Origin of the sequence: Collimonas humicola (assembly GCF_018304945.1) — a bacterium.
Taxonomy (GTDB): Bacteria; Pseudomonadota; Gammaproteobacteria; order Burkholderiales; family Burkholderiaceae_D; genus Collimonas; species Collimonas humicola.
The window spans coordinates 1113237-1126097 of sequence record NZ_JAGQEE010000001.1 but is presented as its reverse complement, the minus strand read 5'-3'; the positions used below and the strand labels follow the sequence as shown (position 1 = coordinate 1126097).

The 12861-nt window shown below is 62.0% G+C and carries 11 protein-coding genes; 5 read left to right on the top strand and 6 right to left on the bottom strand.

What is annotated here, in order from left to right:
• Positions 1–5: 5 nt before the first annotated feature.
• Complete coding sequence (gene cls / locus KHU30_RS05105) at positions 6–1346, bottom strand: cardiolipin synthase (RefSeq protein ID WP_211441515.1); 1341 nt, start codon at positions 1344–1346, stop codon at positions 6–8.
• 121 nt (positions 1347–1467) lie between these two features.
• Positions 1468–3612 carry a site-specific recombinase gene (locus tag KHU30_RS05100; RefSeq protein ID WP_211441514.1) on the bottom strand — a complete coding sequence of 715 codons (2145 nt, stop codon included), beginning with the start codon at positions 3610–3612 and terminating at the stop codon, positions 1468–1470.
• A gap of 114 nt (positions 3613–3726) precedes the next feature.
• Here KHU30_RS05100 and aroQ point away from each other — a divergent pair, with 114 nt between their 5' ends.
• Positions 3727–4302: a gamma subclass chorismate mutase AroQ gene (aroQ, locus tag KHU30_RS05095; RefSeq protein ID WP_211441513.1), complete on the top strand. Its 576-nt coding sequence runs from the start codon at positions 3727–3729 to the stop codon at positions 4300–4302.
• A 29-nt stretch (positions 4303–4331) separates the two neighbouring features.
• Here aroQ and KHU30_RS05090 read toward each other — a convergent pair whose 3' ends face one another.
• From KHU30_RS05090 to KHU30_RS05080, 3 genes are read right to left on the bottom strand one after another with little or no spacing between them, the layout of a single operon-like run.
• Positions 4332–5429, bottom strand: coding sequence for a patatin-like phospholipase family protein (locus tag KHU30_RS05090; protein ID WP_230427188.1), 1098 nt, complete (start codon positions 5427–5429; stop codon positions 4332–4334).
• Between the two features lie 41 nt (positions 5430–5470).
• A complete protein-coding gene (locus KHU30_RS05085; RefSeq protein WP_211441512.1) occupies positions 5471–6088 on the bottom strand; it encodes a hypothetical protein in 618 nt (205 codons plus the stop codon).
• Positions 6089–6121: 33 nt separating this feature from the next.
• On the bottom strand, positions 6122–6565 hold the full coding sequence (locus KHU30_RS05080; protein WP_211441511.1) for a CHRD domain-containing protein: 444 nt from the start codon (positions 6563–6565) through the stop codon (positions 6122–6124).
• A gap of 170 nt (positions 6566–6735) precedes the next feature.
• Between KHU30_RS05080 and KHU30_RS05075 the strand changes: the two genes are divergently transcribed.
• From KHU30_RS05075 to KHU30_RS05060, 4 genes are all read left to right on the top strand, one after another.
• Positions 6736–7047, top strand: coding sequence for a double zinc ribbon domain-containing protein (locus tag KHU30_RS05075; RefSeq protein WP_211441510.1), 312 nt, complete (start codon positions 6736–6738; stop codon positions 7045–7047).
• A gap of 42 nt (positions 7048–7089) precedes the next feature.
• Positions 7090–8040 carry a cation diffusion facilitator family transporter gene (locus KHU30_RS05070; protein ID WP_211441509.1) on the top strand — a complete coding sequence of 317 codons (951 nt, stop codon included), beginning with the start codon at positions 7090–7092 and terminating at the stop codon, positions 8038–8040.
• A 320-nt stretch (positions 8041–8360) separates the two neighbouring features.
• Positions 8361–10547, top strand: a complete 2187-nt coding sequence (locus KHU30_RS05065; RefSeq protein ID WP_230427187.1) for a TonB-dependent siderophore receptor — start codon at positions 8361–8363, stop codon at positions 10545–10547.
• A 15-nt stretch (positions 10548–10562) separates the two neighbouring features.
• On the top strand, positions 10563–11798 hold the full coding sequence (locus tag KHU30_RS05060; protein ID WP_211442213.1) for a PepSY-associated TM helix domain-containing protein: 1236 nt from the start codon (positions 10563–10565) through the stop codon (positions 11796–11798).
• A 48-nt stretch (positions 11799–11846) separates the two neighbouring features.
• Here the strand turns inward: KHU30_RS05060 and KHU30_RS05055 are convergent, their stop codons facing one another.
• Positions 11847–12860, bottom strand: coding sequence for a GGDEF domain-containing response regulator (locus tag KHU30_RS05055; protein ID WP_211441508.1), 1014 nt, complete (start codon positions 12858–12860; stop codon positions 11847–11849).
• Position 12861: the final 1 nt, after the last annotated feature.

The following is a 12861-nucleotide window of genomic DNA, read 5'->3' as shown; positions in this document are numbered from 1 at the left end:
TCTATCTACAGCCAGTAGCCCAGCGAGCGCGCCGCCCATTCCTTGACCCGATCGGAAAACGGCCGCTGCCGCCATTGTTCCAGCGTGATTTGCTGCGAGCCGCGCACGTCCTCGCGGAAGGCTCTTTCCATCTCGTGGCCGAACTGATCGTCGATGACAATCACGTTGGCTTCGTAGTTGTGCAGGAAGCTGCGGATATCCATGTTGGCGGAACCGACCGTGGACCAGCTGCCGTCGATGACCGCGGTCTTGGCGTGCAGCACCGAGACCTGCAACTGGTAGATGCGGATGCCGGCGCTCAGCAGCTGGGTATAGAAGGACTGGCCGGCGTGCAGCACCAGGCCGCTGTCGGTCACGCTGGGCAGGATCAGGCTGACATCGACGCCGCGTCTGGCGGCGGCGATCAGCGCGTCGGCCAGCTGGCGGTCGGGCGCGAAGTAGGGCGTGGTAATGTGGATGCTGTTGCGCGCCTGCTGTATCGCCAGGATATAGGCTTTATACAAGCTGTAGTCGCCGTCCGGCTGGCTGCCCAGCACGTGCACGGTCTTGTCGCCGGCCTGTTCCAGCTTGGGAAAATAATCCAGGTCCGGCAAATCCTCCGCATGCTGGCTGCTCCAGGTTTGCAGGAACAGCAATTGCAGCGAGGCCACCGCCGGGCCTTCTATCTGCACATGGGTATCGCGCCAGCCGACCGGGCCGGCGCTGCTCCGCAGACGTGACCGGAACAGCGAGCTGTTGGCATACGCCGCGCTGATATTGACGCCGCCGGTGAAGCCGATCTTGCCGTCCACCACCAGGATCTTGCGATGGTCGCGATGGTTCAGCTGCCAGCGGCCGAAGCGTTTCAAGGGATTGACCGGATTGAATTCGACCAGGCGGATGCCGGCGGCGCGCATGCGCTCAAAGAATTCGGCCGGGGCGCCTATGCTGCCGACGCTGTCATAGATGATGTTGACCTGCACGCCGGCGCGCTGCTTCTCAATCAAGATGTCGGCAAAGCGCTGGCCGAGCTGGTCCTGATCGAAAATATAAGTTTCAAAATTGATGGTGCTCCTGGCCTGGCCGATGGCAGCGATCATGGCCGTCATGGTCTGCGGGCCGTCGAACAGCAGGCTGACCTTGTTGCCCTTGACGAGCGGACTGCCGGTGACCGCTTCTTCCATCGCCGCCAGCGCGTCCAGGCGCGCCGGGCCAATGGCGCGGCCAGCAGCCGGCGTGGCGAGCGGCGGCAGCGAAGCGCTAAGCTTGCTGACGTCGGGCAGGGTCGAGCAGGCTGCGGCCAGGAGGCACAGCAGCACGATCGCACAAAACCGGAAAGGGCGCAGCCAGGGCAGATCATTCAGCATGTAAATTCATCTCTCGCGGCGTATTCATCGTTATTGCCGTTCGGATACTACCTTGTTGCCTCGCTTTTTGCATGCATCCGTTCGGATGCCGCGGACCGGACCGGCTGGTCCGGGTACATCCTCAGGCGTTGGGGCTTTTCTCGCTGTCCTCCGGGATGGGCATTCTCTTTGGCGGAATGAAGAAATCCTTGGGACCTTTCAAAAAGCGCGAGAACACCGCCTTGGCCAGGGTCCAGCCATGGCGGAAATGCACCTGGCGCGCGCGCAAGGCGACGAACAGCGCCAGCGAAAAGCTGACCCACAGGTTGACGGTGCCAATGCCAAGCACGCCGAGCACGGAAGCGATCGCTGTACGCCAGCTCATGTGATTATCGAGGCCGACCAGCGCCGTGGCGAAGTTGGTCGCCGAAAACGTGATGTGGCGGATATCGATAGGCAAGCCAAGCATGAAGCCGATGGTGCCGATGGTGCCGAGCAGGATGCCGAAGTAGAAATTCCCCATCAGGCCGCCCAGGTTGCGCTCCAGGTATTCGCCGAGCCTGGCCAGGCGCGGCTGGCCCATCAGCTTGCCCAGCCAGTGCGCGCGCGCCACCCGCTGCGCCATATGGGTGTAGAGCGCCTTGTTGTCGTAGTAGCCGGAAATCAGGCCGGCCAGGAACAGGCAGACGCCGGCGATCGCCGCGTGGAACAGCGCCAGGCTGGCGAACGGATCGATGTCGTGCAGCAGGTGGGCCGCCTTGTCCGGGTTCACCAGGTGGTGGCCGAACAGCGCATGGTAGCCGAGCGCGATCAGGTAGGCCACCGGGAAGGCCAGCATCAGGTTGCCGGCGACGGCGATGAACTGGGTGCGCAGCACCTTGACGATCAGTTCCACCAGGCTGTCGATGTCGATATTGCGGCCATCCCGGCTGTGCAGGCCGGAGGCGATGCGCGAGGCGGTCATGGCCGGCTGCTTGGTGGCGACCGTGAAATGCAGCACGTGGATCAGCATGAAGCCGGCGGAGTAATTCACGCTGAACAGGAAGGCTTCCACCAGCGGCGCCGCGCGCAGGTAGGAGGCCAGGATTTTGAGCAGCGACATGAAGCCGATGATGAAGCCGGCGCCGGCGGCGGAGCGGAACATGGCGCCGTACTCGCCGCGGTCTTCGGCGATATAGTGCTCGCCGGTGCGGCTGGCGTTTTCGGTGACGTTGCGCGCCAGCAGGTTGATATTGTCGGCGAACAGTTCGCGCACCGCGTACTTGCGGTTATGTCCTTCGATCAGCTCCCGTCCCAACGCCAGCGCTTGGTTGCGCTTGGCCGCGAGTTTCGCGCTGGCCTGTGCTTCCGCTTCATCGCGCGGTACCGGACCTTCCGGCTTTTCGGTATTCGGCGCGCTGATGCTGACTTCGCCGACGTCGACCAGGTTAAGCAGCTTGCGCAGGCGGGCGATGCTTTGCTCCAGCCGCACCAGCAGGTAGGTGAGCGAGACGCTGCTGCCCATGCGCAGCGCGTTCTTGCGGATCTTGAGGACGATGGTGTCGCACTGGTCCAGCATCACCGACAGGTGGCGGGCATCTTCCAGCGGCGGCAATTCGGCCAGAGGCACGGCCGAATCGGCGGCAGCCAGGTGCTGGCGGTAACTGTTCAGGTACAGATGCAGTTCGACATTCTGCATCAGGAACGGGGATTCGAATTCGTCGATGCTGGGATACAGCCTGAGCAGCGCCGGCTCCAGGCCCATGGCGCTGATGCGGTAAGACAAGGTCTGGATCGCTTCCAGCAATTCGCCGACGGTCTTATGGCGCTCGATGGCGTCGCTGGCGGCATTGTTGTCGGCGTCGGTGTAGGGCGCGGCCTGGCTCAGCAGGTCGAACAGGCTGAGCCAGTCCTCGCTGGGGACGGCGTTGATCCAGAGATAGTCGGTTTCGGCCGGCAGCAGGCGGTCCAGGCAGTCGCGCAGGTAATTTTCATCCAGCGCCGGCGGCAGCATGCGAAACGACAGGCGCTGGAACAGTTCGGTGAAAAAGCCGGCGTTGGGCAAGATGCCGGTGTCGGTATACAGGCTGATCTGGCGCCGGGTCGAAAACAGTCGTAGTACATAATGGCGCAAGGCGCTCGCCTGGTCCGGTTCGCCCTGCAGGAGCTGTGCCAGTATCCGCACATTTTCGGCAGCTTCCGCCGCCTGTTCAGGTTTGCGCGGACGCAGGGTCTCGATCAAGGCTGCCAGATGACCTATATCGTCAGTGTTGGGATCGGCGGCGATGAGTTTTAGTGTTGACAGCATGTAAGGCTTTATAGAATACGAAGTCGATAGTGTACGTTCAGTTTAGCTAAACCCGCTTTCGATGTGCTCGAATGTTGTGTGAAAATTATGTTTTTGAATGTTGAAAAAGGAAATATGAGAGTCATTGTTTGGAAGTTTCACGGCAAGTTCCTTGCCTGCCTGTCATTCTTGCTGCTGTTGGCGGCCTGTCAAAGCCTGCCGCCGGCGCCGAATCCAGCCGATGCCGCGGCCGCCGATCACCTGCTGCAGCTGATCGACCAGCGCCTGGATGCCGCTCCCATGGTTGCCAAGGCTAAATGGAATTCCGGCGGCGCCATCAACGACCCGCCGCGCGAGCAACTGATCCTGGACGCCGTGACAGCGCAAGCCGGCGACTTGGATGCGCGTTTCGTGCGGAGCTTCTTCCAGGCCCAGTTCGACGCCAGCAAGGCCTTGCAGCTTGGCCTGCATGCGCAGTGGCGGCAGCAAGGCGCCGGCAAGTTCAGCGACGCTCCCGACCTCGGACGCGATGTGCGGCCGCTGCTGGACCGGCTGACGCCGCAGCTGATTGCTTCATTGCGCCAGCTGCAGCCGCTGCTGGCCGAGCCGGGCATGCGCGCCTATATCGAAGCCCGTTCGGCCGTGCTGGTGCGGGCTGATTTTGACGGCTTGCCGCGCCGCGTGGCGGTGGCGGGGCTGTTCGCCAACTAGTTAGTCAATTGATGGATCCGCGCCGGCGCTCATCGGGCCGGACGGCCCCTGTTATGCCTGGTGGCATGGCGCATATGCCGCTGGTAGTTGGTTGACGGATTTGCAAACGCTTCCATGCCGCGCTGGTAACCATACTGCCATTGCGCTTCCACATCTTCCAGGTAGGTTTCGTAGCGGGCGGGCATCAGCAGGCTGAAACGGTTCTTGGTCCAGGATATCTTCATTTGCATGCCGCGCTTGTCGAACCGGCTGTCGACATCGGAAGCATCGATCCAGGCGTCGGCATATTGGCCATGCATGTGACGCAGCCTGTGATTGCCGTCGACGCCCAGTACAGCGCGCCAGGCCGGGATGGCGAGCGTCTGATTGAACGGCGCTTTCAATTCCATGATCACGCGCCGCCCCAGTCGCTGGGCCAGTTCGATAGGGAACAGATCCACCACGCCGCCCGTATAGTGCCCGCTTTCATGCACGTGGCAGGGGAAGTAAAACATGTCGGAAATGGAGATGCGCACCGCATCGCCAATCGGCATGGCAACGTCGGTGAGCAGCTCCCGGGCAATGGCGTTTTCGCCCCATATCGGATCGCTTAAGGGCGAATCCATGCCCTGCAGCAGCGCCGCGGTGCGCGGCTCGCCGAATACCACCTCTGAAAACAATTTTCGCTTGCTTCTGGGCTGCCCGACCTGATCTTTTGAAAACAATATCTTGCCGCCGACGATGGCGACCGCGACGGAATTTCCGGACTGCGGTCTGGGCAACGGTAATTCGGGCGGTATGTCAAAAAAGTAATCGTTGAACAGATCCGGGATCACTGGCGCCCGCCTGCTATCCAGGCGGCGTTTTGCGGCATGGATGAATGCGCGCCCGATAGCAGCCTTGGGCGTGGTTCGCAAACCGCAGAGGAACTGATACATCGCCGGCGAACTGATCCACGCCTTGCGTTGGGCGTCGTCAGGCAGGGCTTGGATGACGGCGGCCGCGATGGCGCCGCCGCAGCTGGCCAGCAGGACATCTGGCTTGTTGTTGGTTTCTACTGCTGCTGCGTACATGCCCAGGTAGTAACCAAAGCGAAAGCCTCCGCCTGCCATCACCATGCAGCATTGATATTGTTCGGTTCGATTCATAGGCTGGAATAGTGCATCACTTCCAGCACAAAAAACAAGCCCTAACAATGCGCCCAGAACATCCTGGTTTGCAGGTCGTCGCGTTCACGCCGCATGCGATCGTGCATGTAGTACAGCTGGCGGCGATGGAGCATGCCGTTCAGCCAGTCGCGGCGCCGTCCCAGGGCCGGGCAGTCGACGGTCGGTTCGGTGCTGATAGAGGTGACGGGTTCGATCACGCCGCCCGCCGGCGCAGCCTGCGCCAGTGCCGGCGGCGGCTGGCGGAAAGTTTTTTCAACCGTGGCCCGGTCGTAGCCGGGAATCACCGCGTTATCGGTAATCTGCAGCGGCTTGGCTTTGCTGCCTTGGGGGCAGCCTTTGTCGGTATAGACGATCTTGCCGTCGACATTGCATTTGGCGATAGTGTTGGCGGCTTGTGCAGGCGGCGCGGCGGCGATCAGCGGCAATGGCGATGGAGCGCTGGCGGCAGGGGGCGCCGCTGCTGCCGCTGGCGCTGTCGGAGCGGCTGCCTGCGCGACGGCGCTGCCTGCTCTGGACCGACTGGCGGCAGCGGGCTTGCCGTCGACCGGAGCGTGCGGGCGGTCGATGGCGTACAAGGCGGCGCTGAGCAGGGCGATGGCAAACAGGAATGCGGCAAAAATCCTGACGATCGGGTGCATGGCTTGGTTCAAAGAATTAATCGGGCGCCGGGATCAAGGCAGCATCTGTCCGCGGATCTCGCCGCCGGGATTGGTGGCGCTGTGGACGTTGATGTACAGGTTGCCTGCCAAGTAGCTGGCGTACTGGGCGTCGGTGAGCTTGGCGCCGGCCGGGACTTCCCAGGTGTCGTCGCCGACCTTGGTCAAGGGCACCAGAATTGGGCCGTTCTTGCCCAGCGCGCCTTCGTGGATATGCGCCACCTTTCCTTGTATGCCGCGGGTGTTGACGGTGCCGCTGACAGATTTATCCGCTGCGACCTTGATGGTGGCGCTGCCGCTCGCCGCCGAATTGGTCGGGGGCACTTCGTGCGCGCCGTCCAGGGTCACTTCGCTGGTGTGGTTTTGATCCATCGACATGCTCGAACAGGCTCCCAGCAACAAAGCCAGAGTGATAGAAGCGAACAACGACAGCCTGAAAGTTTGTAGCAGCTTGGTCATTTTTTTTCCTTGGTTTTGTTTTGGGGAGGAGCAACTATTAGTTTAGTCCGCTTTTGGCGCTGTGAAATATTTTATGTATCTGCTTGACCTTAAAGTAACTACAGGGTTTTTAATGGGGGGCATATCAATACAGCATCTCAATGCAGCACCTTAATGCGAAGGAGTATCAAATGAGTTTTCTCAAGAATTTGCTGGGCATGGGACATCACGGTGGCGGCAACCGCGGCGGCGGCAACACCTCGCACCAGCAGCGCAACAGGCATCATGGCTCTTCGCAGCCGCATGGCGGCAGCCGGTGGAACGAGTGGGGAAATGCTCAGGCAGATCAGCATAACTGCGTCAGCTGCAACGCAGGCAATCCGTCCGGCGCGCGTTTTTGCCAGCAATGCGGCAATCCGCTGACGTTGAAAAACTGCAGCGGCTGCGGCGCCGCGAAAACAGCCGGGGCGAAATTCTGCGCCAATTGCGGCGCGCCGCAATAAGGCGGTACATTACATCAATGCCAACTTTCAAGGACGATATCCATGAGCGCAGGCCATACACACGCCTTACCCAGCGGCAGCAATGAAAGATACATCTGGATTGCGCTCGGCCTGACTTCCACCTTCCTGGTGGTCGAAGTGATCGGCGGCCTGGTCACCGGCAGCCTGGCGCTGATATCCGATGCCGCCCACATGCTGACCGACACCATGGCGCTGGCGATTGCGCTGGCGGCGATCCGCATCGCCAAAAGGGCGGCCGATGCGCGCCGCACCTTCGGCTATCACCGCTTCGAAATCCTGGCGGCGGCTTTCAATGCGGTGCTGCTGTTCCTGGTGGCGCTATACATTCTGTACGAGGCCTATCAGCGCTTCCGCAGCCCGGCCGAGATCCAGTCCACCGGCATGCTGGTCATCGCCGCCATCGGCCTGGCCGTCAACCTGGTCAGCATGCGCCTGCTCAGCAGCGGCAAGGATGCCAGCCTTAACGTCAAAGGCGCTTATCTGGAAGTCTGGAGCGACATGCTGGGTTCGGTCGGCGTCATTGCCGGCGCCTTGCTGATCCGCTATACCGGCTGGACCTGGGTGGATTCGGCGGTTGCAGTCCTGATCGGCGTCTGGGTGCTGCCGCGCACCTGGGTGCTGTTGAAGGAAAGCGTCAACATCCTGCTGGAAGGGGTGCCGGAGGGCATGGACATAGAACAGGTGCAGGCGGCGATGCGCGCCGTGCCGGGCGTGGTGAGCGTGCATGACTTCCACCTGTGGGCCGTCACCAGCGGCAAGGCCAGCCTGACCGCGCACGTGGTCTACGATGCGGCCTATTCAGCGGAGCAGCAGTTGCTGCCGGCGCTCAAGGAAATCTTGGCCTCGCAGTTTGCGGTATATCACACCACCTTGCAGTTCGAGACGCTGCCGTGCGCACATACGGAGGACGGCTGCAACTACAGTGCGCCGGCAGGGCAGCATGATGAATCGCACCAGCATGCGCATGGCTAGCAGCGGCGCCTGGCTTTCCTGATGGTCCGAACGGATGCGCACATTTCAGTGCGCATTTTTTTTGCCGAGCCCTGGTTATATTTTCACGACTATCTTCGTTAAAAATTTATTGATAATAATAATCATTCGCATTACTATTCTATTTTTCTGAAAGCCTCCACTGTCCGCCGAATATTTCCTTTGCTCCGGGTGGCGTCATGCCTGCGGCTGACCGGCAGCTGCTGCGGCGCCTCGCGGGTGCGTGCAGATGGCTTTTGATAACACTGCTTGCCAGAAAACATAAATAGTTCTTCACCATAAATAGTCTCGGGGAATACAGCTTGACAACCAACATGATGCGCGCGCCCGCGTCCGTCTTTTCACGCACTCCGCTCAACCGGCCGGCTTTGAACGCCATGAGCCTGGCGGTCGCTCTGACGCTGTCGGCGACAGCGCCGCGGCTGGCGCAGGCGCAGCAGCTTGCTGCGGCCGCCAATGACGCGGCGTTGCCGGAAGTCGTGGTGACCGCCGGCAGCGACCAGCAAAGACCGAGCGAGAAAAGCGGCAGCTATACCGTGCGTAAGAGCAGTTCCGCGACCAAGATGGACATGTCGCTGCGCGAAACCCCGCAGTCGGTGTCGGTGGTCACGCGCGCCAGGATGGATGATTTCAAGCTCGACAGCGTCGACCAGGTGCTGGCCGGCGCCACTGGCGTCACCGTCGAGAAGGTCGAAACCAACCGCACTTATTTCACCGCGCGCGGCTTTGATATCACCAATTTCCAGTTCGACGGCGTCGGCATCCCGCTCACTTTCGGCCTGCAGAACGGCGATCTGGATACCGCCATCTACGACCGCGTGGAAGTGGTGCGCGGCGCCAACGGCCTGACGTCATCTACCGGCAATCCGTCGGCCACCGTCAATTTCGTGCGCAAGCGTCCAACCTACGATTTCCATGCCTCCACCGGCATCAGCTACGGCTCCTGGAACACGCGCCGCATCGACGCCGATGTCTCCGGCGCGCTCAACAGCGCCGGCACCGTGGCGGCGCGGGTGGTGGCGGCGCACGAGGACGGCAATTCCTACCTGGAGCGCTACCGGCCCGGCAAGAATGTGTTCTACGGCGTGATCGAAGCGAACCTGAGCAGCGATACCTTGCTGACCCTGGGCTACAGCTATCAAAAGAATGACGGCAAGGGCGCGCTATGGGGAGCCTTGCCGCTGTATTACACCGACGGCTCGCCGACCAGCTACGGCACGGGCGCCAGCACGGCGGCAAACTGGTCGTACTGGAACTCGGAAGAGCAGCGCGCTTTCGCCGAATTGAATCATCATTTCGGCAATGACTGGCAATGGAAGACCACGCTCAGCCGCAACAAGCTGACTACCGACGGCAAACTGTTCTACGTCTACGGCACGCCCGACCGCAGCAGCGGCGCCGGCCTGTTCAGCTATCCGTCGCGGTACAACTCAGACAACCGGCAGACCGTGATCGACAGCTACCTCAGCGGCAAGGTCATGCTGGGCGGCCGCCAGCATGACCTGACCGTCGGCGCCAGCTGGTCGCGCGCGACGCTCAATGACATATCGCATTACGGCCAGGGGATCGGCACGCCGCTGAGCGCCGGCGGAGCGTTTGATGGCAGCTATCCGGAGCCGGCTTTCGATGCTTCGATTGACGGCAGCAGCTACACCGACAAGCGCAAGACCGTGTACGGCGCGACGCGCCTGAACCTGGCCGACGATCTCAAGCTGCTGCTGGGCGCCAACCACACCAGCTCCGATACCACCGGCCTGGCTTACGGCGTCAGCCGCCAGACCAGCGCCAGCAAGGCCACGCCGTACGCGGGCCTGGTCTACGACCTCAACAGGAACGTGTCGGCGTATGCCAGCTACACCGAGATTTTCAGCCCGCAGTACCAGACCGACAGCAGCGGCGCCACCCTGAAGCCGCTGACGGGCAAGAGCTATGAACTGGGTTTGAAGAGCGAATTCTTCAACAGGAAACTGAACGCTTCGGCAGCCCTGTTCCGGGTCGAGCAAAACAATGCGGCGGAGCAGGCGGGTTATATCGGAACGAAGGCTTATTACCGCGGCATACAGGCGCATTCGGAAGGGCTGGAGCTGGACCTCTCCGGCGAACTGGCGAAGGGCTTGCAGGGCAGCGTCGGCTACACGATGATGACGATCAAGGATGCGGACGGCAATTCGGCCAAGAACTATGTGCCGAAAAAATTGCTGCGCCTGGCCGCGACTTACCAGGTCCCGCAATTTGAAAAGCTGCGTGTCGGCGCCAGTCTCAACTGGCAAGGCAAGACCAGCCGTTTGCAGACGCCCGACGTCACCACGGTGCAGCAAGGCTATGCCTTGCTCAACCTGATGGCGCGCTACGACATCAACAGGCAGCTGAGCGTCACGGCCAACCTCAACAACGTCACCAACAAGAAATACATTGCGAGCCTGTATGCCTCGCAGGCTTATTACGGTGCGCCGATCAACGGCAGCCTTGCGCTCAACTGGAAATATTAAGAGAACATCATGGTTCTGCGTCCTCTCCTGGTGATGGTGCACCGCTGGTTCGGCCTGGCTGCCGCGCTGTTCCTGTTCATCGCCGGCGCGACCGGCGCCGTCATTTCCTGGGACCATGAGCTGGACGCCTGGCTCAATCCGCAGCTGTTCCATGCCCGCAGCGCCGCGCAGCAGTCTCCCGGTCCGGTGCTGCCGGGGCTGGAGCTGGCGAACCGTGTGGAAGCGCAGGACCGGCGCTTGCGTGTCACTTACGTGATGAGCGAAAGCGAGCCTGGCCGCACCAGCAGCATGATGGTGGCAGGGCGCCTGAATCCTGCCAGCGGCCTGCCTTACGACCTTGGCTTCAACCAGATCGCCGTCGATCCGGTGACCGCGGAAATACAGGGCAGGCGCATGTGGGGCGCCTTGTCCCTGGAGCGCGAAAATCTGTTGCCATTCCTCTACAAGCTGCACTACACCATGCATTTGCCGGAGCTCGGCGGCGTCGAGCTCGGCGTCTGGCTGATGGGCATCATCGGCGTGGTGTGGACGCTCGACTGTTTCATCGCGCTCTGGCTTTCTTTCCCTAACTGGCGCAGCTGGCGCAAATCCTTCGCCTTCCGCTGGCGCCAGGGCGGCCACAAACTGAATTTCGACCTGCATCGGTCCGGCGGCGTCTGGCTCTGGATCCTGTTGCTGATCCTGGCCGTCACTTCGGTGTCGATGAATCTTGAACGGCCGCTGGTGCGTCCCATCGTGCTGGCGCTGTCGAGCCTGACCCCGAACGCGTTTGACACCCGCACGCCGCTGTCGCCGGCGCAGGCAGCCAAGGCCGAAGCCGGCGTCAGCCGTGAACAGGTGATGGCGCTGGCAGCCCAGGAGGCGCAGTGGCGCGGCTGGACCTTGCCGGCCGGCGGCGTGTTTTATTCATCAGCGTTCGGTTTGTATGGCGTCGGTTTCTTTGAAGCCGGCAACGATCATGGCGATCTCGGGCTGGGCAACGCCTGGCTGTATTTCGATGCCGCGGATGGGCATGCCGCCGGCGCCAAGATTCCAGGCACCGGCAGTGCCGGCGATCTGTTCATGCAGGTGCAGTTTCCCCTGCATTCGGGGCGCATCCTCGGCCTCGGCGGGCGCATCATGATTTCGCTGCTGGGGCTGGCGGTGGCGATATTGAGCGTGACCGGCGTCATCATCTGGGCCCGCAAGCGCCGTGCGCGCATGCTGGCGGCGCGCCATGCAGCGCCGGCAGGACGGGCGCGGGCCGCCTGAGGCAGCGCAGCCTGGGTTGCCGATCCAGGCTGCCCGCTCTTGCCGGATTTACTCCTGGGCGATCTCGACCCGGTTCTTGCCGCCGCGCTTGGCGCGGTACAGGGCCTGGTCGGCGGCTTCCACCAGCTTTTCCTGCGAACTGCCGCGTTGCGGCACCATGCTGGCGCCGCCGATGCTGATGGTGACACGGGCGTCGTTGTTGGAGGTGACGTGCGCGATGCCCAGCGCGTGCACTGCCGCCTGCAGTTTGTCGGCCTGGCCCTCCATGTTCTCGCGCGACATGGACGGCAGCACCAGCACAAATTCTTCGCCGCCGATGCGCGCCGCCAGATCGGTCGGCCGCCTGGCGAAAGTGCCTATGCTTTCCGCTACCTGCTTGAGCGCGGTGTCGCCTGCCAGGTGGCCGTAGGTATCGTTGTACAGCTTGAAATCGTCGACATCGATCATCAGCAGCGACAGCGGGCTTTGCTCGCGTTCGGCGCGCTTCCATTCGGCGCCGAAATATTCGTCGAAATAGCGGCGGTTGGCGAGCCCGGTGAGGCCGTCGGAATTGGTCAGGCGCTGCAGTTCCAGGTTGGTTTCCAGCAGCTGCTGCTGACTCTGCCGCAGCGCGCGGTAGGCTTCGTCGCGCTGCAGCAGATTGACATAGGAACGCGAGTGATAGCGGATGCGCGCCACCAGTTCGATGGTGTCGGGAAGTTTCACCAGATAGTCGTTGGCGCCGGCGGTGAACGCTGCGCTCTTGACCGCCGGGTCTTCGCGGGTCGAGAGCACGATGATAGGGACGTTGCGGGTGGCCGCATTGGCGCGATACTGGCGCACCAGGGTCAGGCCGTCGATGCCGGGCATCACCAGGTCCTGCAGGATCACCGTGGGCCGGGTTCTTTGCGCGGCTTCGATGGCTTCGTCGGGATGGGCGCAGTAATGGAAGTCGATGTTGATCTGGTTGGCCAATGCGCGCCGCACGGCTTCGCCCACCATGGCCTGATCGTCCACCAGCAGCACCATCACCGGATAGTCGTCTGGCGGCTGGTCGGTGTCGAGATTTAATTCGTTATACATG

What these genes read in the sequence shown, in the direction of transcription:
- KHU30_RS05080 (WP_211441511.1), bottom strand. Translation starts at nt 6,565, where the DNA reads ATGACCAAGCTGCTACAAACTTTCAGGCTGTCGTTGTTCGCTTCTATC.
- KHU30_RS05075 (WP_211441510.1), top strand. Translation starts at nt 6,736, where the DNA reads ATGAGTTTTCTCAAGAATTTGCTGGGCATGGGACATCACGGTGGCGGC.
- cls (WP_211441515.1), bottom strand. Translation starts at nt 1,346, where the DNA reads ATGCTGAATGATCTGCCCTGGCTGCGCCCTTTCCGGTTTTGTGCGATC.
- KHU30_RS05100 (WP_211441514.1), bottom strand. Translation starts at nt 3,612, where the DNA reads ATGCTGTCAACACTAAAACTCATCGCCGCCGATCCCAACACTGACGAT.
- aroQ (WP_211441513.1), top strand. Translation starts at nt 3,727, where the DNA reads ATGAGAGTCATTGTTTGGAAGTTTCACGGCAAGTTCCTTGCCTGCCTG.
- KHU30_RS05085 (WP_211441512.1), bottom strand. Translation starts at nt 6,088, where the DNA reads ATGCACCCGATCGTCAGGATTTTTGCCGCATTCCTGTTTGCCATCGCC.
- KHU30_RS05090 (WP_230427188.1), bottom strand. Translation starts at nt 5,429, where the DNA reads ATGAATCGAACCGAACAATATCAATGCTGCATGGTGATGGCAGGCGGA.
- KHU30_RS05070 (WP_211441509.1), top strand. Translation starts at nt 7,090, where the DNA reads ATGAGCGCAGGCCATACACACGCCTTACCCAGCGGCAGCAATGAAAGA.
- KHU30_RS05055 (WP_211441508.1), bottom strand. Translation starts at nt 12,860, where the DNA reads ATGTATAACGAATTAAATCTCGACACCGACCAGCCGCCAGACGACTAT.